The following is an 18,664-nucleotide window of genomic DNA, read 5'->3' as shown; positions in this document are numbered from 1 at the left end:
GCTGCGCCAAAAGGCAGTGAGACCCCAGCGTTCGCTGGGGTGACGGAGGTAGACCATGTCTGATTATCTCCAGGAACTGGACCACATCACCGACGCGGCGGACCCGACGCTGGGCGACACGGAAATCCAGAATTACACGATCAACTTCGGCCCGCAGCATCCCGCCGCGCACGGCGTGTTGCGCCTGGTCATGGAACTGGACGGCGAAATCGTCGAGCGCTGCGATCCGCACGTAGGCCTGTTGCATCGCGGCACCGAGAAGCTGATCGAGTACAAGACCTATCTGCAGGCGCTGCCCTATTTCGACCGGCTGGACTATTGCTCGCCGCTGGGCATGGAGCACTCTTACGTGCTCGCCGTCGAGAAGCTGCTCGATCTGGAAGTGCCGCTGCGCGCGCAATATCTGCGCGTGTTCTTCGCGGAGCTGACGCGCATCTGCAATCATATGCTGAACCTGGGGTCGCATGTGATGGACGTCGGCGCGATGACGCCGAACCTGTGGCTGTTCGAGATTCGCGAGGATTGCCTCAACTTCTTCGAGCGGGCGTCGGGCGCGCGGATGCATTCGGCCTATTTCCGGCCGGGCGGTGTGCATCAGGATGTGCCGCTCAAGCTGTTGACGGATATTGCCGACTGGCTCGACACGCGCCTGCCGCGCCTGTTCGAGGATGCGATCAGCCTTGTGGCGGACAACCGCATCTTCAAGCAGCGCAATGTCGATATTGCCGTGGTGAGCAAGGAAGACGCGCTGAAATGGGGCTTTTCCGGCCCGATGATCCGCGGTTCGGGTATCCCTTGGGACATCCGCAAGGCGCAGCCATACGACGTCTATGACCGGATGGACTTCGACGTTCCGGTCGGCACCAATTATGACTGCTATGATCGGTTCATGGTGCGCGTGGAGGAAGTCCGCCAGTCGGCGCGGATCATGAAACAGTGCCTGAATGAGATGCCGGAAGGGCCGGTGGCCAGCTTCGACCGCAAGGTGGCGCCCCCCAAGCGGGGCGAGATGAAGCGGTCGATGGAGGCGCTGATCCACCACTTCAAGCTCTATACCGAGGGCTTCCATGTGCCCGCGGGCGAAGTCTATGTCGCGACGGAAAGCCCCAAGGGCGAATTCGGCGTCTATCTGGTGAGCGACGGCAGCAACAAGCCCTATCGTTGCAAGATCCGGCCGACAGCCTTCTCGCACCTCCAGGCGATGGACTTCATGATGAAGGGCCATATGCTCGCCGACACCACCGCCGTATTGGGCGCGATGGATATCGTGTTCGGGGAGTGTGACCGGTGAGTTTCGTGCTTTTCGAGATGAGCTTTGCTGTGCTCGGACCGTTTGGGACGATTGCCTTTATGGCATTGCAGGGCGCGCTTGTTTGGCTGTTGGCTAAGTTGGTCGCCCGGTCGCTGGGCGTTTCGCATTGGGCAGCTAAGGCCGTGCTTATAACGGCTTCCTGGCTCGTCTGGGTTACGGGCGGGATTTTTGTCTGGTCACTGATGGGTGGGAGCGGTGGCATGTTCGACGGTGGCATGCCTGTTCTCGTTGTTATTCCGACTGGCATTTACGGAGCTGCGCTGGCGGCTTTGCTTTGGATTTTCATGAAACCTCGGAAACTCGGCAGAAACAATGGCTGACGCACCCCAAATTCCTGATGAGGCCGAAGTCCGCGCGCGCTGGGGCGCGTTCGTCTGGACTGCCGAGAACGCCGAGCTGGCGAAGACGATCATCGCGCGCTACCCCGCCGGGCGGCAGCAGTCGGCCGTGATGCCGCTGCTCGATCTCGCCCAGCGGCAGGTGGGGGCGGAGACGCAGACGCAGGGGTGGCTGCCCGTGCCGGTAATGGAATATATCGGGCGCCAGCTCGATATGCCCTATATGCGCGTCTATGAGGTCGCGACCTTCTACACCATGTACAATCTCGCGCCGGTCGGCCGTTACCATGTGCAGGTGTGCGGCACGACGCCCTGCATGTTGCGCGGGTCGGACGACGTGTTTTCGGCCTGCAAGAACAAGGGTCTGGTGAAGGGCGCGACGACGCCCGACGGCCTGTTCACGCTGACCGAGGTCGAATGTCTGGGCGCGTGCGCCAATGCGCCGATGGTCCAGATCAACGACGATAATTACGAAGACCTGACCTATGACAGCATGAGCGCCATTTTGGAAACGCTGGCCGCCGGTGGAAGCCCCAAGATCGGCCCGCAGATCGACCGTCAGACGAGCTGCCCGGAGGGTGGCCCGACGACGCTGAAGGAGATGGTCGTCGAAAATCATGATTATCGGGGGGAGTGGTGATGGCCATCCAATTTCCCGTCACCCCAGCGCAGGCTGGGGTCTCCATCCTCAGCGCGCCCATGCCTGAGATGCCAGCCTTCGCTGGCATGACGAATGTTGGAGGTCGCGCATGACTGACGCACCCGCCGCACCCGCGCCTTTCGTTGGCCCGCTGGCCGACAGGGACCGCATCTTCACCAACGTCCACGGCTTCCAGGACTGGGGCGTCGACGCCGCGATGCAGCGCGGCGATTGGGACAACACGAAAAAGCTGATGGAGTTGGGGCAGGACGCCATCATTGACATCATCAAGGCGTCGAACCTGCGCGGCCGTGGCGGCGCGGGCTTCCCCACCGGCATGAAGTGGAGCTTCATGCCCAAGGAAAGCAAGGATGGCCGCCCCAGCTTCCTGGTCATCAACGCCGACGAATCCGAACCGGGTTCGTGCAAGGACCGCGAGATCATCCGCCACGATCCGCACAAGCTGATCGAAGGGGCGCTGATCGCCGGTTTCGCGATGCGGGCGCGTGCCGCCTATATCTATATTCGCGGCGAGTTCATCTACGAAGCCAAGGTATTGTTCGCGGCGGTCGAGCAGGCCTATGCCAAGGGCTTTATTGGCAAAAATGCCTGCGGGTCGGGCTATGATTTCGACGTGTTCGTGCATCGCGGCGCGGGCGCCTATATCTGCGGCGAGGAAACCGCGCAGATCGAAAGCCTGGAGGGCAAGAAGGGTCAGCCGCGCCTGAAGCCGCCTTTCCCGGCGGGGGCGGGCCTTTATGGTTGTCCGACCACGGTCAACAATGTCGAGAGCATCGCGGTGTCGCCGACCATCCTGCGGCGCGGGGCGGCATGGTTCAACAGTTTCGGGCGCGAGAATAATCGCGGCACCAAGCTGTTCCAGATCAGCGGCCATGTGAACAAGCCATGCGTGGTCGAGGAAAGCATGTCGATCCCGTTCCGCGAACTGATCGACCGCCATTGCGGCGGCATCCGCGGCGGGTGGGAAAATCTGCTGGCGGTCATCCCCGGCGGTTCCTCGGTGCCATTGGTTCCGGCCAAGGAGATCATGGACGCGCCGATGGATTTCGACGGTCTGCGCGCGCTGGGTTCCGGGCTGGGCACCGCCGCCGTCATCGTCATGGACAAGTCGACCGACATCGTCCGCGCCATTTCGCGTCTGTCCTATTTCTACAAGCATGAGTCATGCGGCCAGTGCACGCCGTGCCGCGAAGGCACGGGCTGGATGTGGCGGGTGATGGAGCGGTTGCGCACCGGCGAGGCGGACCTCAGCGAAATCGACATGCTGCATCAGGTGACCAAGCAGGTCGAAGGCCACACCATCTGCGCGCTGGGCGACGCGGCGGCATGGCCGATCCAGGGCCTGATCCGCCATTTCCGCCCGGAAATCGAGCGGCGCATCAACGAGCGCGGCGCACCGGTGATGGAGGCGGCGGAGTGAAGGCTTGCATCGCAATGACGTTTTTGGTGTCCACCATGGCTGGTGCGAACGGGTACGCCCAGGACGCTACTGGCGGTGGCGTAGGGCGCACCGCGATGGTGGCGATGGCACGTTGCAACATCCATGACCGTGAACGCGAGACTGGTAGGGTTCTCGATCTACCTTTGGGGTTGGAACAGCGTAAGGAAATGGCACGCTATTCAAAGGATAGTTGTTTCCCCGTGAAGGGCGTCGCTTACGATCAAGTATCATTTCGAGGCGCGCTTTTTATTGAGTTGCTTAGGCAGCGCACGCAGGCAGAGGCTGCCGGGCAGCGTGGGAGCCCGCTTTTAAGGCCTATCGATCTTGATATGCCCGTTGCAGCATCGGATTGGCAGTCCCGGCTCATTCTGACACTTTTGAGCGTGGCGAAATGTGTCGAAAGTAAAAATCCGTCTGGTGTTCGTTATGCGCTCAGTTGGAAAACTGCCAGCGTTGAGCAGGACGAAGCCTTTGATAAACTCAGGCCGAACATGATTGATTGTTCGTCAAGCAGCCCCGAACTCACGAGCAATAAAGGAGCCTTGGAAGGCGCTTTGGCAGAGGTGATTTACAGGCTTCCGGCTGAGGACCGCGTTTTTACAGGTGTGCAATAAATGCCTAAAGTCAAAGTAGACGGCGTAGAAATCGAAGTCCCGGCGGGCGCGACTGTTTTGCAGGCGTGCGAGATGGCGGGGAAGGAGATTCCGCGCTTCTGTTACCATGAACGGCTGAGCATCGCGGGCAATTGCCGCATGTGCCTGGTCGAGGTGAAGCCGGGGCCGCCCAAGCCGCAGGCGTCGTGCGCGCTGCCCGCCGCCGAGGGGCAGGAGATCCGCACGGACAGCGAGATGGTGAAGAAGGCGCGCGAGGGGGTGATGGAGTTCCTGCTCATCAACCACCCGCTCGATTGCCCGATCTGCGACCAGGGCGGCGAATGCGATTTGCAGGACCAGTCGGTCGCCTATGGCCGGGGCGCGTCGCGCTATGACGAGAACAAGCGCGCGGTGACCGAGAAATATATGGGCCCCATCGTCAAGACGGTGATGACCCGCTGCATCCAGTGCACCCGTTGCGTGCGCTTTGCCGAGGAAGTCGCGGGGGTACCGGAGATCGGCGCGATCTATCGCGGCGAGAATATGCAGATCACCACCTATCTGGAGCATGCCGCCAAGAGCGAGCTTTCGGGCAATGTGGTCGACCTGTGCCCGGTCGGCGCGCTGACGTCCAAGCCCTATGCGTTCGAAGCGCGTCCGTGGGAGTTGAAGAAGACCCACGCCATCGACGTGATGGACGCGGTGGGCACCAATATCCGCCTCGACAGCCGCGGCCGTCAGGTGCTGCGCGCCGTGCCGCGCATCAATGACGATGTGAACGAGGAATGGGCGTCGGACAAGACCCGGCACCATGTCGACGGTCTGGTCCGCAAGCGGCTGGACAAGCCGTTCGTGCGCAAGGACGGCAAGCTGGTTCCGGCAAGCTGGGCGGAGGCGTTCGCGGCCATCGCGGCGGTCGACCATGGCGGCAGCGTTGCGGCGGTGGCGGGCGACCTGCTCGATTGCGAGACGATGTTCGCGGCGAAGCTGCTGGTTGAAAAGCTGGGCGGCTCGATGCTGGAAGGGCGGCAGACCGGCCTTGCCTATGACGTGTCGTCGCTGAGCGCGGTCAATTTCAATTCGACGCTGGCGGGGATCGAGACGGCCGACGCCATATTGCTGGTCGGCACCAATGTGCGCTGGGAAGCGCCGCTGGTGAACACACGCATCCGCAAGGCGATCAAGAAGGGCGCGAAGGTTTACGGCATCGGGCCGGAAGTCGACCTGACCTACAAGGTCGAATGGCTGGGCGATGGCGCGGCGGTGCTGGGCAAGCTGCCCGCCGCCGTGGTGGAAGCCTTCAAGGGCGCGGCCCGCCCGGCGATGATCGTGGGCGGCGGCGTGCTGGCCCGCGATGGCGCGCATGGCGACACGCTGGCGCTGGTCGAGACGCTGGGCCTCGTGAAAGAAGGCTGGAACGGATACAACGTGCTGCACTTTGCGGCGGCGCGCATGGGCGGGCTGATGCTGGGCTATGCGATGGATGGCGGCATCCGGTCGATGGTCGAGGCCAAGCCCAGGCTGCTGTTCGCGCTGGGCGCGGACGAGGTGAACTTCAAGGCGTTCGACGAAAGCTTCAAGGTCTATATCGGCCATCATGGCGACAAGGGCGCCCATGCGGCCGACGTGATCCTGCCGGGCGCCAGCTATGCCGAAAAGCCGGGCACCTATGTCAACCTGGAAGGCCGGGTGCAGCGGAGCGAAAAGGCCGTGTTCGCGCCGGGCGACGCCCGCGAGGACTGGTCGATCCTGCGCGCCTTGTCCGAAGCGATGGGCGCGACATTGCCGTTCGACAATTTCGACGCGCTGCGTGCCGCGATGTTTGCGGCGGTGCCGGCGCTGGGCGTCGAGGGGCTGGCCGATTATGGCTGGTCCGTCCCGTCGCTGCCGACCGGGGCGGTCGGCCGCCTGAACCATCCGATCAAGGATTTCTACCTCACCAACGCCATCTGCCGCGCCAGCCCGACCATGCAGCAATGTTCGGCCGAGCTGATCCAGGGCGAGACCATCGCGGAGGCGGCGGAATGAGGGAGTCGACTATATTTTCCCGTCATGCCAGCGAAGGCTGGCATCTTACGCCTGAGGGCGCTGCGCCTGTGGCACGAGACCCCAGCCTTCGCTGGGGTGACGGCTTGAGGGTTCCATCATGACCGCTTTCTTCCAAAATCTGGGCCTGCCGTTCGAGGGCGCGTGGCTGTTGTCGACGATCATCGGCATTTTGCTCATCGCCCTGCCGGTGATGCTGGCGGTGGCGATGCTGATTTACGCCGACCGCAAGATCTGGGCCGCCATGGCGCTACGCCGGGGCCCGAACGTGGTGGGGCCGTTTGGCGTGCTGCAATCCTTCGCCGACGGGTTGAAGGTGATGTTGCAGGAAACGATCATTCCGGCCGCCGCCAACCGCACCTTGTTCCTGATCGCGCCGATCATCACCTTCACCGTCGCGCTGATGGCCTGGGCGGTGGTGCCGTTCGATCTGGGCGTGGTGCTGGCCGACATCAATGTGGGGTTGCTCTACATCCTCGCCATTTCGTCGCTGGGCGTTTACGGCATTGTGCTGGCTGGCTGGGCGTCCAACTCCAAATATCCCTTCTATTCCGCGATCCGCGCCAGCGCGCAGATGATCTCCTATGAAGTCTCCATCGGCTTCATCCTGATCTGCGTCGTGCTGTGGGCGGGCAGCTTCAACCTGACGACAATCGTGGAAAGCCAGAAGGGCTATTATGGCTTCCTGAACGGCAACGGCTTCAACCCGTTGCTCTTCCCGATGGCGATCATGTTCCTGATCAGCGCCATGGCCGAAACCGCGCGCGCGCCCTTCGACCTGACCGAAGCGGAGTCCGAACTGGTCGCGGGCTACCAGACCGAATATTCGTCCATGGCCTTCGCGCTCTATTGGCTTGGCGAATATGCCAACGTCATCCTGATGTGCGCTTTGAACGCCATATTGTTCTGGGGCGGTTACCTGCCGCCGCTGGACTGGGCGCCGCTCTATATGGTGCCGGGCATTATCTGGCTGTTCGTCAAGATCCTGTTCTTCTTCTTCGTCTTCTCCTGGGTGAGGGCGACGGTGCCCCGTTACCGTTATGACCAGTTGATGCGGCTGGGCTGGAAAATCTTCCTGCCGACCTCGCTGCTGTTCGTCTTCCTGGTGTCGGGCTTCCTCATGCTGACGAGGTATGGTGGATGATTGGCCTCCTTGTTACCTTGCTGGCGCTTGGTGACGCTCAGGTTGCTTGGACGGAAGTCCCTGTGGATGAGTTCACTATGCCGCGCTTGCTCTACCAGTGCAGCGAGCCGAAAACTGTTTCGGCCGATGGCTCACTCGTTGCACCGGCTGTCTACAAAGGTGTGAACTCAGTGTCGTTCGAGCATCAGCCCAACATGCGGAGTTTTTGGATTTCCAACTACAAATCTGGCGTGAACACTCGGTTGGTGGTCGATGGGAAGCTGGATAAGATTTTCGCGAGCGGTGGTGCCACGGACACGATTTATAAATTCCACTTTGTCGGCAAGTCTGGCTCTGAAGAGGTTTCCGGCGATGTGACGGTGAAACCAGCAAGCGATAGCCGACAAGCAACAATATCGGTCCAATCGGCTGCTGCGAGCTTTGACGCTTGGCAGTGCATTTTGGCCCCCACGATGAACGGATCGAAGCAATGAGCCTCGGCTATTACGTCAAATCCTTCACCCTCTGGGAGTTTGTGAAGGCGCACGCCCTGACCTTGAAATATTTTTTCAAGCCCAAGGCGACGATCAACTATCCCTATGAGAAGAACCCGATTTCGCCGCGGTTCCGGGGGGAGCATGCGTTGCGCCGCTATCCCAATGGCGAGGAACGCTGCATCGCGTGCAAGCTGTGCGAGGCGATCTGCCCCGCGCAGGCGATCACCATCGAGGCGCAGCCGCGCGAGGATGGCAGCCGCCGCACGACGCGTTACGACATCGACATGACGAAGTGCATTTATTGCGGCTTTTGTCAGGAAGCCTGCCCGGTCGACGCGATTGTCGAGGGGCCGAATTTCGAATTCGCCACGGAAACGCGCGAGGAGTTGATCTACGACAAGGCCAAGCTTCTTGAAAACGGGGACAAGTGGGAGCGGGCGATTGCCGCGAACCTTGCCGCCGACGCGCCGTATCGGTAATGGGCGTGCCGAATCTCCAAGAGCCGTTCGGCCTGAGTAAGGTCGAAACGAGTCACGTGACTCGTTTCAAAGCTTGTCGATGGCCTGTATCGAAGGCTTCGCGCGTGTCCTTCGATACGCTGTTTCGGCAAGCTCAACAGCTACTCAGGATGAACGGAGTAGAGGGTAAAGGGGCCGAGTATATCCCATGATCCACGTCTTCGCCTTTTACCTGTTCGCCATATTGGTGGTGTGCAGCGGCGCGCTGACGATCCTGTCGCGCAATCCGGTCCATTCGGTGCTGTGGCTGATCCTGGCGTTTTTCAACGCGGCGGGCCTGATGCTGCTGCTGGGCGCCGAGTTCATCGCGATGCTGCTCGTCATCGTTTATGTCGGCGCGGTCGCCGTGCTGTTCCTGTTCGTCGTGATGATGCTGGACATTGATTTTGCCGAGCTGCGCGCCGGGTTCGTCGATTATCTGCCGTTCGGCATGCTGATCGCGCTGGTGCTGCTCGCCGAAATCGTGCTGGGCATCGGCATTTGGAGCGCGGGGCCGGTCGAACTGGCGCAGCGCGCCGCGCCGGTGACGGGCGACATGCCCAACATCCAGGCGATCGGCGGCCTGCTCTATACCCGCTACATCTTCCTGTTCGAGGCGGCGGGCCTTGTGCTTCTCGTGGCGATGATCGGCGCGATCGTGCTGACGCACCGCGCGCGGGGCGGGGTGAAGGGCCAGAATATCGCGAAACAGAACCGCCGTCGTCCGCAAGACGCGGTGCGCAACATCAATCAGCCCGTGGGCCAAGGTGTTGACTTAGGGGGGGTGGAGCTGTGATCTTTCCTTGCACCGTCATGCCAGCGAAAGCTGGCGTCTCAGGCAGGCTGGCGCGGCGTGTGGGGCATGAGACCCCAGCCTTCGCTGGGGTGACGGCCTCCTTTGAAAGGATGCCGTCATGATCGGCCTTCAACATTATATGGTGGTCAGCGCCATCCTGTTCGTGATGGGGGTGCTGGGCATCTTCATCAACCGCAAGAATGTCATCATCATCCTGATGGCGATCGAGCTGATCCTGTTGAGCGTGAACATCAACTTCGTCGCATTCAGCGCCTTCCTGGGCGATCTGGTGGGACAGGTTTTCAGCATGTTCGTGCTGACCGTCGCGGCGGGTGAGGCGGCCATCGGCCTGGCCATCCTCGTCATCTATTTCCGTGGTCGCGGCACCATCGCCGTCGACGATGTCAACCGGATGAAGGGCTAAAGGCTCGACATGATTCAGCTTATCGTCCTGCTTCCGCTGCTCGCCGCCATCATTGCCGGTTTCGGCAACAAGGCGCTGGGCAAATTGCCCGCGAAGATCGTCACCACCGGCGCGCTGTTCGCATCCTGCGCCATGAGCTGGCCGATTTTCCTGTCGTTCGTGATGGGCGACGGCCACGCCACGGTGGAGCCGGTCTTCACCTGGATCCAGTCGGGCAGTTTCGACGCCCAGTGGGCGCTGCGGGTCGATGCGATGACCGCCGTCATGCTGGTCGTCATCACCAGCGTGTCCGCGCTCGTCCACCTGTATAGCTGGGGCTATATGGATGAGGAGCCGGACCAGCCGCGCTTCTTCGCCTATCTGTCGCTGTTCACCTTCGCCATGCTGATGCTGGTGACGGCCAACAACCTGTTGCAGATGTTCTTCGGCTGGGAAGGCGTGGGTCTGGCGTCCTACCTGCTCATCGGCTTCTGGTTCAGGAAGCCGAGCGCCAACGCCGCCGCGATCAAGGCGTTCGTCGTCAACCGCGTCGGCGACCTGGGTTTCATGATGGGGATTTTCGGCACCTATCTGGTGTTCGACACCATCTCCATTCCCGACATATTGGCCGCCGCGCCCGCCATGGCCGGTTCGACCATCGGGTTCCTGGGCCATCGGTTCGACACGATGACGGTGCTTTGCCTGTTGCTGTTCATCGGCGCGATGGGCAAGTCGGCGCAGCTTGGCCTGCACACCTGGCTGCCTGACGCGATGGAAGGTCCGACGCCTGTGTCGGCGCTGATCCACGCGGCGACCATGGTGACGGCGGGCGTGTTCATGGTGTGCCGCCTGTCGCCGATGTTCGAAACCAGCCCGACGGCGCTGGGCTTTGTGACCTTCATTGGCGCGGCCACCTGTCTGTTCGCCGCCACGGTGGGCACGGTGCAGACCGACATCAAGCGGGTCATCGCCTATTCGACCTGTTCGCAGCTGGGTTACATGTTCTTCGCGGCGGGTGTCGGCGCCTATGGCGCGGCGATGTTCCACTTGTTCACCCACGCCTTCTTCAAGGCTTTGCTGTTCCTGTGCGCCGGTTCGGTGATCCACGCGATGCACCATGAACAGGACATGCGCTATTATGGCGGCCTGCGTAAGGAAATCCCGATCACCTTCTGGACGATGACGCTGGGCACGCTGGCCATCACCGGCGTCGGGGTGCCGTTGCTGGGCGTCGGCTTTGCGGGTTTCTATTCGAAGGATGGCATATTGGAAGCGGCCTATGCCGCTGGTGGATCGGGCATCGGCGCCTATCTGGTCGGCGTGTTCGCGGCGCTGCTGACGAGCTTCTATAGCTGGCGTCTGGTGTTCCTGACCTTTTTCGGCAAGCCGCGCTGGGCCGCTTCGGAGCATATCCAGCACGCGCTGCACGACGCCCATGGCGACCACGCCCATGACGATCATGCGCATGACGCCCATGGCCATGACGACCATCATCATGCGCCCGCGACGGGCACCGGCGGCTATCATCCGCATGAAAGCCCCTGGGTCATGCTGGTCCCGCTGATCGTGCTGAGCGTGGGCGCGGTGTTCGCCGGTTTCGCCTTCCACGACCAGTTCATCGGCCCCGAAGGCGGCATCGCATTCTGGAACGGCGCGCTGGCGTTCGACAGCCACCTGATGCATGCCGCGCATGAAGTGCCGACATGGGTCAAGTTCGGTCCGTTCACGGTGATGGCGCTGGGCCTGGCGATCGCATGGCTGGCCTACATCAAAAACACCGACTGGCCGCAGCGTTTCGTCGCGACATTCGGCGCGCTCTACCAGTTCCTGCTGAACAAATGGTATTTTGACGAGCTGTACAACGTCCTGTTCGTCAAGCCCGCCTTCGCCATCGGCCGCTTCTTCTGGAAGTTCGGTGATATCGGCTTCATCGACCGGTTCGGGCCCAATGGGCTGGCTGCTCTGGTCGTGCAGGGCAATAAAGTGACGCGTCGGATCCAGTCCGGCTACCTCTACACCTACGCGCTGGTGATGCTGATCGGCCTCGCCGCTGCCGCAACATGGGCGATGACACGATAATGGACGGCTTCCCCATCCTTTCCCTGATGATGGCAGTGCCGATGGCGGGGGCCATCGCCTGTCTGTTCGCGGGCGCCAATAACGCCCGCTGGATCGCGCTGATCGCCACTTTGGTCGATTTCGCGCTGGGCATTGTGCTGTGGGCCGGTTTCGACCAGTCGGGCAGCGCCGCGCAATGGCAGTTCCAGGAATATGCGTCGATTTTCGGCCGTTTCGCCTGGGCGCTGGGCATTGACGGCATTGCGTTGCTGCTGATCGTGCTGACCGTGTTCCTGATGCCTATTTGTATCGGCGCGAGCTGGGACGCGATCACCAAGCGGGTCGGCGAGTATATGGCCGCTTTCCTGTTCATGGAGGTGCTGATGATCGGCGTCTTCGCGGCGCAGGATATCTACCTTTTCTACATCATGTTCGAAGCCGGCCTGATCCCGATGTATCTGATCATCGGCATATGGGGCGGGGCCGACCGTATCTACGCCAGCTACAAATTCTTCCTCTACACGCTGATCGGCTCCGTGCTGATGCTGATCGCGATGATGTGGATGGTGCATGAGGCGGGGACGACCGAAATCCCGGCGCTGATGGCCTATGATTTCGATCCGCATGTCCAGACATGGCTGTTCCTGGCCTTCTTCGCCAGCTTTGCAGTCAAGATGCCGATGTGGCCCGTGCATACCTGGCTGCCCGACGCGCACGTGCAGGCGCCGACCGCCGGTTCGGTCATTCTGGCGGGCGTGTTGTTGAAGATGGGCGGCTATGGCTTCATCCGCTTTTCCCTGCCCATGTTCCCCGATGCGTCGGCGCAGCTCGCCTGGCTGGTCTGGGGCCTGTCGATGGTGGCGGTGGTCTACACCAGCCTCGTCGCGCTGGTGCAGAGCGACATGAAGAAGCTGATCGCCTATTCGTCGGTGGCGCATATGGCGATCGTGACCGTTGGCCTGTTCGCCTTCAACCAGGCGGGTCTGGAAGGCGCGATGATGGTGATGCTGGGCCATGGTCTGGTCGCGGGCGCGCTGTTCCTGTGCGTCGGCGTCGTCTATGACCGGCTGCATACCCGCGAGATCGACCGTTATGGCGGCGTGGCGATCAACATGCCCAAATATGGCGTGCTGTTCCTGTTCTTCACCATGGCGGCGGTCGGCCTGCCGGGCACCAGCAACTTCGTCGGTGAATTCCTGTCGCTGATGGGCATTTATCAGGCGTCGAGCTGGGTCGCTCTGGTCTGCACCACGGGCATCATCCTGGGCGCGGCCTATATGCTCTATCTCTATCGCCGCATTTGCTATGGCGAGCAGAAGAACGCTGATGCGGCGGCCATGCCCGACCTGTCGATCCGCGAAATGGCGCTGCTGGCGCCGATTGCGGCGGTGGCGTTGTGGATGGGCGTCTATCCCGAATCCTTCCTGGCGCCGATGCGGCCCGACATTCTGGCGCTTCAGGCGCGGCTGTCGGCTGCCGCGCCGGCAGGGGATTCCCACCTGAAAATGGGGGCGCCCAAGCCCGCCGGCGAAAGCCATGGCCACCATGAAGAAGCTCCTGCGCACGGGGAGGCGCACTGATGATCGACTCCGCTTCCCTTCTGGCCGTCTTGCCAGAACTCATCATGTCGGCCGTCGGCCTGATCCTGCTGATGGTCGCCGCCTATGCCGGTGACCGCGCGACGCAGGCGGTGAACCTGCTGGCGATCGTGGCGCTGGCGGTTGCCGGTGCGGCGCTGAGCTGCGCCATGGCCCATGGGCCGGTGGCGTTCGACGGGCTGGTACGGGCCGACGCCTTCGCCGTGTTCGCCAAGGCGCTGATCTACTCCAGCGCCGCCGCCGCCATCGCGCTGTCGCCGCGCTTCTTTGCGCAGGGCGGGGCGTTGCGCGCCGAATATCCGATCCTGATTCTGTTCGCCGCCATCGGCATGGGCATGATGGTGTCGGCGGGCGACATGCTGACGCTGTATGTCGGCCTGGAGATGAACAGCCTTGCCTCCTATGTGCTGGCGAGCTTCATGCGGCAGGACGAGCGGTCTTCCGAAGCCGGCCTCAAATATTTCGTGCTGGGTTCGCTGGCGAGCGGCATCCTGCTCTATGGCATTGCGCTGCTCTATGGCTTTACCGGCACCACCCTGTTCGACGGCATTGCCGCCGGCCTCGCCGATGGCGTGTCGAAGGGTGAGTTGTTCGGGCTGGTGTTCGTGCTGGCGGGCCTCGCTTTCAAGATCAGCGCCGTGCCGTTCCACATGTGGACGCCCGATGTCTATGAAGGCGCGCCGACGCCGGTCACCACCTTCTTCGCCAGCGCGCCCAAGGTTGCGGCGATGGGCCTGATGGTGCGGGTGGCGGTCGAGGCGCTGGGCCCGGCGGGTCTGGACTGGCAGCAGATCGTGATCTTCATCGCGCTCGCCTCCATCGTCTTTGGCGCGGTTGCGGCCATCGGCCAGACCAATATCAAGCGGCTGATGGCCTATTCCTCGATCAACAATGTCGGCTTCGCGCTGATTGGCCTGGCCGCCGGAACGCCCGCCGGCGTCGCCGCGACGATGAGCTATATGGCCATTTACGTCGTGATGACGATCGGCGGTTTTGCCTGCGTGCTCCAGATGCGCGACGCCGATGGCAAGCCGGTCGAGACGATCGCCAGCCTTGCCGGGATGTCGCAGTCGCGCAAGGGGCTGGCGGCGGCGTTTGCCATCGTCATGTTCTCCATGGCCGGCATCCCGCCGCTTTTCGGTTTCTGGGCCAAGTTCCTGGTGTTCGATGCGGCTGTCGCGGCTGGGCTGACGGCGCTGGCCGCCGTCGGCATCGCCGCATCGGTGATCGGCGCTTTCTATTACCTCAAGGTCATCAAGACGATCTATTTTGACGAGCCGACCGGAGCCTATGAAGCGCGGGGCGGCATGATCGAGAACGGCATATTGACGGTCTGTTCGGTGGTGATCGTGCTCGGCTATCTGCTCAACCCGCTGCTGGACAGGGCGAGCGCGGCGGCTGCGGCGGCGCTGTTCTGACCGATATCGCCTTTGTCGCCGAAACCGGATCGACCAATGCCGACATGATGGCATTGGCCGCTGGTGGCGCGCCCGAAGGCCAGTGGCTGCGCGCCGGGCGGCAGGTTGGCGGGCGGGGCCGGATGGGCCGCGCCTGGGAGAGTCCCGAAGGCAATTTCCACGGCTCCACGCTGGTCCGGCTGCGCGCTGGCGATCCGCCCGCCCATATGCTGGCGCTGGTCGCGGCGGTGGCGGTTCATGCGGTGATCGCGCCGCTGGCGCGCGGCAGGACGCGGATCAAATGGCCCAATGACCTGATGGTCGACGACGCCAAGATTGCGGGCATATTGCTGGAACGCTCCGGCGATGCGGTTGTCGTGGGCATCGGCATCAACATCACTGGCGCGCCCAAGGGGCTGGACCGGCCGGTCACCAGCCTGTGGGAACAGGGCGGCACGGATGCCGACGCGGCCAGCATCGCGCAGCGGCTGGCGGAGATTTTCGCCCATTGGCTGGGCATCTGGCGGGGCCAGGGGATCGAGCCGGTGCTGCGCCACTGGACCGCCAACGCCCATGCGGCGGGCCGCGCTATGCAGGTGGCGATGCCGGATGGCGAGATTGTCGAAGGGACGTTTGAAACGGTGGACGGGCAGGGCGCGATGATCCTGCGCTTGGCGGATGGCGCGACCCGTGCCATTCATGCCGGCGACGTTTTCCTGCTGTGATACGAAGGTTAGGAGAGGGCCATGCTTCTCGCCATTGATGCGGGCAACACCAATGTGGTTTTCGCGCTGCTGCGCGAGCGGGATATTGTCGCGCGCTGGCGCATAGCGACCGACCCGCGGCGCACGGCCGACGAATATGCCGTCTGGTTGTTCCAGTTGCTGAGCCTGGAAGGCTATGCCATGGCTGATGTGGACGCGGTGATGATCGCCACGGTGGTGCCGCGCGCGCTCCACAATCTTCAGGTCTTGTCCGAAAAATATTTCAGGGTGACCGCGCTGGTCGCCGGGCAGGCGCCGGTCGAATGGGGCATCGAACTGGATGTCGAGCAGCCTTCTTCCGTAGGGGCGGACCGGGTGATCAACGCGATTGCGGCCCATCATCTGTATGACGGCGACCTGATCGTCATCGATTTCGGTACGGCGACGACATTCGACGTGGTTGACTATGGCGGCGCTTACAAGGGCGGCATCATTGCGCCGGGCATCAACCTGTCGCTCGACGCGCTGGTGGCGGCGGCGGCCAAGCTGCCCAAGATCGCCATCGCGCCGCCCGAAAGCCGGTCTGTCATCGGCCGCACCACCGAAGCGCAAATGCATATCGGCGTCTTCTGGGGCTATGTCGCGATGATGGAGGGGCTGGTGGCGCGGATGCGCGCCGAAATCGGCCGCCCGGCGCGGGTGATTTCCACCGGCGGCCTTGCCGTATTGTTCGACGAACATAGCAGCATATTCGACGCGATCGCGCCGGACCTGACAATAACGGGTCTGTCGTTATTGTATCAACGGAGTTTGAAAAACTGATGATACCGGGAAATGAGCTGATTTTCCTTGCCCTTGGCGGGTCGGGGGAGATTGGCATGAACGTCAATCTTTATGGCTGTAACGGCAAATGGGTGATGGTCGACCTTGGCCTCACCTTTGCCGATCCGGCCTATCCCGGTGTCGAACTGGTGCTGCCCGACCTTGGCTTCATCGAGGAGCGGCGCGACGACCTGCTAGGCATCGTGCTGACCCATGGGCATGAGGACCATATCGGCGCCATCCCCTATCTGGCCGCGGACCTGGGCGTGCCGCTCTATGCGACGCCGTTCACTGCGGGCCTCATCCGGCAGAAGCTGGAGGAGGAAGGACTGGCCAGGGAGGTCAAGCTCCATATGATCGAGAATGAGGGCGGCTTTGTCCTTGGCCCCTTCGGCTTTCGCTATGTGCCGCTGGCCCACTCCATTCCCGAGGGCAATGCGCTGGTCATCGACACGCCCCATGGCCGTATTTTCCACACCGGCGACTGGAAGCTGGACGAGGCGCCGCAACTGGGCGTGCCGTCGACGCCGGAGCAGTTGCGCGCGATTGGCGACGAAGGCGTGCTGGCGCTGGTGTGCGACAGCACCAATGTGTTCAACGAGCAGGCGAGCGGGTCGGAAGGCGATGTGCGCACCGGCCTGATGGAGACGGTGACGGCGGCGCGCGGGCGAGTGCTCGTCACCACATTCGCGTCCAACGCGGCGCGGCTCCAGACGCTGGGCGAAGTCGCTGTGGCGACCGGACGTCGGCTATGCGTGGCCGGACGGTCGCTGGACCGGATCATTTCGACCGCGAAGGCGGCGGGCTATCTAAAGGCCTTTCCGCCAACGGTCGATTGGGACGATGTGATGAACCTGCCCCGCGACGAGGTGATGATCATCGCCACCGGTGGGCAGGGGGAGGCGCGGGCGGCGCTGGCGCGGATCGCGTTTGACAGCCACCCGATCAAGCTGTCGGCGGGCGATACGGTGATCTTTTCGTCCAAGCAGATACCGGGCAATGAAATCGCCATCGGTCGCATTCAGAATGCGCTGGCGACGGCGGGCGTGGTGATGGTGACCGACCGCCAGGCGCATGTCCATGTATCGGGCCACCCCGGTCGCCCGGAACTGGCCGCCATGTATGAGTGGATCAGACCGCAGATATTGCTGCCCGTCCATGGCGAGCGGCGGCATATGGCGGAACAGGCGCGTTTTGGATTGGAATGCGGCGTGCCGCAGACCATCGTGCAGTCGAATGGCGACGTGCTGCGTCTGGCCCCCAACGGGCCGGAGATTGTCGGGCGGCAATCGGCCGGGCGGCTGGTGCTCGACGGCGACGTCATCCTGCCCGCGGATGGCGCGACGATGAACGAGCGGCGCAAGATCAGCTTGCATGGACAGATCAGCGTGGCCGTGGCGCTGGACGGGCGCGGCCGGGTGGTCGGAACCCCGGCGCTGCGGACGCAGGGCGTGCCGGTCGAGGAGGACAAGGCGGCGTTTATGGACGAGGCCGCCGATGAAGCCGCCGCCGCCGCCGCCAAGGGATCGTCCGACCAAGAGGCGCTGCGGGAGCGGGTGCGGCTGGCTGTGCGGCGCACCGCGACCCGCTGGACCGGCAAAAAGCCGGTGGTGGACGTGCTGATCATTCGGGCCTAAATGCCTGACCCATGAACTGGTACGCCATCCTCGCCATCTATGTGCTGTTCTGGGTGATCAGCGCCTTCATCGTCCTGCCGTTCGGCATTCGCACCCCCGATGAGACGGGCGAGGCGATGGTGAAGGGGCAGGCGGACAGCGCGCCGAGCAATTTCCGCCCTGGTCGGGTCGCCATCCGCGCGACGATATTGTCGGCGGTGCTGTTTGGCCTCTACTACGCCAATTACACCCAGGGCTGGGTGACGGTCGACATGCTGCCGGGATATCGCGCCGCGCCATGAGCGACGGCGCGCCGCATATTGTCGTGGCGGACGCGCACCATGTCGACCGCTGGGCGCAGATGCGCGCCGCGCTCTGGCCCGAAGACACCGTCGCCGGGCATCGTGCGGAGATATCGGCGCTGCTGCGGCAGGACAATGGCGTCACGCTGCTGGCGCTCGACGCCGGGAATGAAGTGATCGGCTTTGCGGAAGTCGCGCTGCGCCACGATCATGTGAACGGGTGCGAGACCAGCCCGGTCGTTTTTCTGGAGGGCGTCTATGTCGATCCCGATGCGCGGCGGCGCGGCGTCGCGGCGGCGCTGACCCGCGCGGCGGCGGACTGGGGCCGGGCTAGGGGCTGCACCGAGATGGCGTCGGACGCCGACATCGCCAACGTCGCCAGCCATGCCTTCCACATGGCGGTCGGCTTCGCCGAGACCGAGCGGGTCGTCTATTTCCGGTTACCGATCAGCTGACAGCC

The 18,664-nt window shown here is 62.9% G+C and carries 19 protein-coding genes; all 19 read left to right on the top strand.

Features of this window, described 5'->3' with window-relative positions; translation table 11 throughout:
• Window positions 1–55: 55 nt before the first annotated feature.
• A complete protein-coding gene (locus tag GGR44_RS02765) occupies window positions 56–1,291 on the top strand; it encodes an NADH-quinone oxidoreductase subunit D (protein WP_183953891.1) in 1,236 nt (411 codons plus the stop codon).
• Window positions 1,288–1,632 carry a hypothetical protein gene (locus GGR44_RS02760; RefSeq protein ID WP_183953890.1) on the top strand — a complete coding sequence of 115 codons (345 nt, stop codon included), beginning with the start codon at window positions 1,288–1,290 and terminating at the stop codon, window positions 1,630–1,632. The genes GGR44_RS02765 and GGR44_RS02760 overlap by 4 nt, the downstream gene beginning before the upstream one ends.
• On the top strand, window positions 1,625–2,290 hold the full coding sequence (locus GGR44_RS02755; protein ID WP_183953889.1) for a complex I 24 kDa subunit family protein: 666 nt from the start codon (window positions 1,625–1,627) through the stop codon (window positions 2,288–2,290). Before GGR44_RS02760 ends, GGR44_RS02755 begins: the two co-directional genes overlap by 8 nt.
• 109 nt (window positions 2,291–2,399) lie before the next feature.
• The gene (nuoF, locus tag GGR44_RS02750; RefSeq protein ID WP_183953888.1) at window positions 2,400–3,731 is read left to right on the top strand and encodes an NADH-quinone oxidoreductase subunit NuoF; all 1,332 of its coding nucleotides are present in this window, start codon (window positions 2,400–2,402) and stop codon (window positions 3,729–3,731) included.
• Window positions 3,732–3,745: 14 nt separating this feature from the next.
• On the top strand, window positions 3,746–4,366 hold the full coding sequence (locus GGR44_RS02745) for a hypothetical protein (RefSeq protein WP_183953887.1): 621 nt from the start codon (window positions 3,746–3,748) through the stop codon (window positions 4,364–4,366).
• Window positions 4,367–6,373 (top strand): NADH-quinone oxidoreductase subunit NuoG, encoded by a 2,007-nt coding sequence (gene nuoG / locus GGR44_RS02740; RefSeq protein WP_183953886.1) that lies wholly within the window; start codon window positions 4,367–4,369, stop codon window positions 6,371–6,373.
• A 118-nt stretch (window positions 6,374–6,491) separates the two neighbouring features.
• Window positions 6,492–7,535, top strand: a complete 1,044-nt coding sequence (gene nuoH / locus GGR44_RS02735) for an NADH-quinone oxidoreductase subunit NuoH (protein ID WP_183953885.1) — start codon at window positions 6,492–6,494, stop codon at window positions 7,533–7,535.
• Window positions 7,532–8,008: a hypothetical protein gene (locus tag GGR44_RS02730; RefSeq protein WP_183953884.1), complete on the top strand. Its 477-nt coding sequence runs from the start codon at window positions 7,532–7,534 to the stop codon at window positions 8,006–8,008. The genes nuoH and GGR44_RS02730 overlap by 4 nt, the downstream gene beginning before the upstream one ends.
• A complete protein-coding gene (gene nuoI, locus GGR44_RS02725) occupies window positions 8,005–8,490 on the top strand; it encodes an NADH-quinone oxidoreductase subunit NuoI (RefSeq protein ID WP_183953883.1) in 486 nt (161 codons plus the stop codon). Before GGR44_RS02730 ends, nuoI begins: the two co-directional genes overlap by 4 nt.
• A 187-nt stretch (window positions 8,491–8,677) precedes the next feature.
• Window positions 8,678–9,304: an NADH-quinone oxidoreductase subunit J gene (locus GGR44_RS02720; protein WP_183953882.1), complete on the top strand. Its 627-nt coding sequence runs from the start codon at window positions 8,678–8,680 to the stop codon at window positions 9,302–9,304.
• Between the two features lie 118 nt (window positions 9,305–9,422).
• Window positions 9,423–9,728: an NADH-quinone oxidoreductase subunit NuoK gene (gene nuoK / locus GGR44_RS02715; protein WP_021247120.1), complete on the top strand. Its 306-nt coding sequence runs from the start codon at window positions 9,423–9,425 to the stop codon at window positions 9,726–9,728.
• 9 nt (window positions 9,729–9,737) lie between these two features.
• Complete coding sequence (gene nuoL, locus GGR44_RS02710) at window positions 9,738–11,786, top strand: NADH-quinone oxidoreductase subunit L (protein ID WP_183953881.1); 2,049 nt, start codon at window positions 9,738–9,740, stop codon at window positions 11,784–11,786.
• Window positions 11,786–13,345, top strand: coding sequence for an NADH-quinone oxidoreductase subunit M (locus GGR44_RS02705; RefSeq protein ID WP_183954222.1), 1,560 nt, complete (start codon window positions 11,786–11,788; stop codon window positions 13,343–13,345). The genes nuoL and GGR44_RS02705 overlap by 1 nt, the downstream gene beginning before the upstream one ends.
• The gene (gene nuoN / locus GGR44_RS02700) at window positions 13,345–14,781 is read left to right on the top strand and encodes an NADH-quinone oxidoreductase subunit NuoN (RefSeq protein ID WP_183953880.1); all 1,437 of its coding nucleotides are present in this window, start codon (window positions 13,345–13,347) and stop codon (window positions 14,779–14,781) included. Before GGR44_RS02705 ends, nuoN begins: the two co-directional genes overlap by 1 nt.
• A 5-nt stretch (window positions 14,782–14,786) precedes the next feature.
• Window positions 14,787–15,485 (top strand): biotin--[acetyl-CoA-carboxylase] ligase, encoded by a 699-nt coding sequence (locus GGR44_RS02695; RefSeq protein ID WP_343052294.1) that lies wholly within the window; start codon window positions 14,787–14,789, stop codon window positions 15,483–15,485.
• 21 nt (window positions 15,486–15,506) lie between these two features.
• Window positions 15,507–16,286, top strand: coding sequence for a type III pantothenate kinase (locus GGR44_RS02690; protein ID WP_183953878.1), 780 nt, complete (start codon window positions 15,507–15,509; stop codon window positions 16,284–16,286).
• Window positions 16,286–17,923, top strand: coding sequence for a ribonuclease J (locus tag GGR44_RS02685; protein WP_183953877.1), 1,638 nt, complete (start codon window positions 16,286–16,288; stop codon window positions 17,921–17,923). The genes GGR44_RS02690 and GGR44_RS02685 overlap by 1 nt, the downstream gene beginning before the upstream one ends.
• An 11-nt stretch (window positions 17,924–17,934) precedes the next feature.
• The gene (locus GGR44_RS02680; RefSeq protein ID WP_183953876.1) at window positions 17,935–18,204 is read left to right on the top strand and encodes a DUF1467 family protein; all 270 of its coding nucleotides are present in this window, start codon (window positions 17,935–17,937) and stop codon (window positions 18,202–18,204) included.
• Window positions 18,201–18,659, top strand: coding sequence for an aminoglycoside 6'-N-acetyltransferase (gene aac(6'), locus GGR44_RS02675; RefSeq protein WP_183953875.1), 459 nt, complete (start codon window positions 18,201–18,203; stop codon window positions 18,657–18,659). Before GGR44_RS02680 ends, aac(6') begins: the two co-directional genes overlap by 4 nt.
• Window positions 18,660–18,664: the final 5 nt, after the last annotated feature.

The sequence above is a fragment of the Sphingobium fontiphilum genome (assembly GCF_014196635.1).
GTDB classification, from domain to species: domain Bacteria; phylum Pseudomonadota; class Alphaproteobacteria; order Sphingomonadales; family Sphingomonadaceae; genus Sphingobium; species Sphingobium fontiphilum.
The sequence above is the reverse complement of the archived record's forward strand: the minus strand, read 5'-3'. Positions and strand labels throughout refer to the sequence as shown.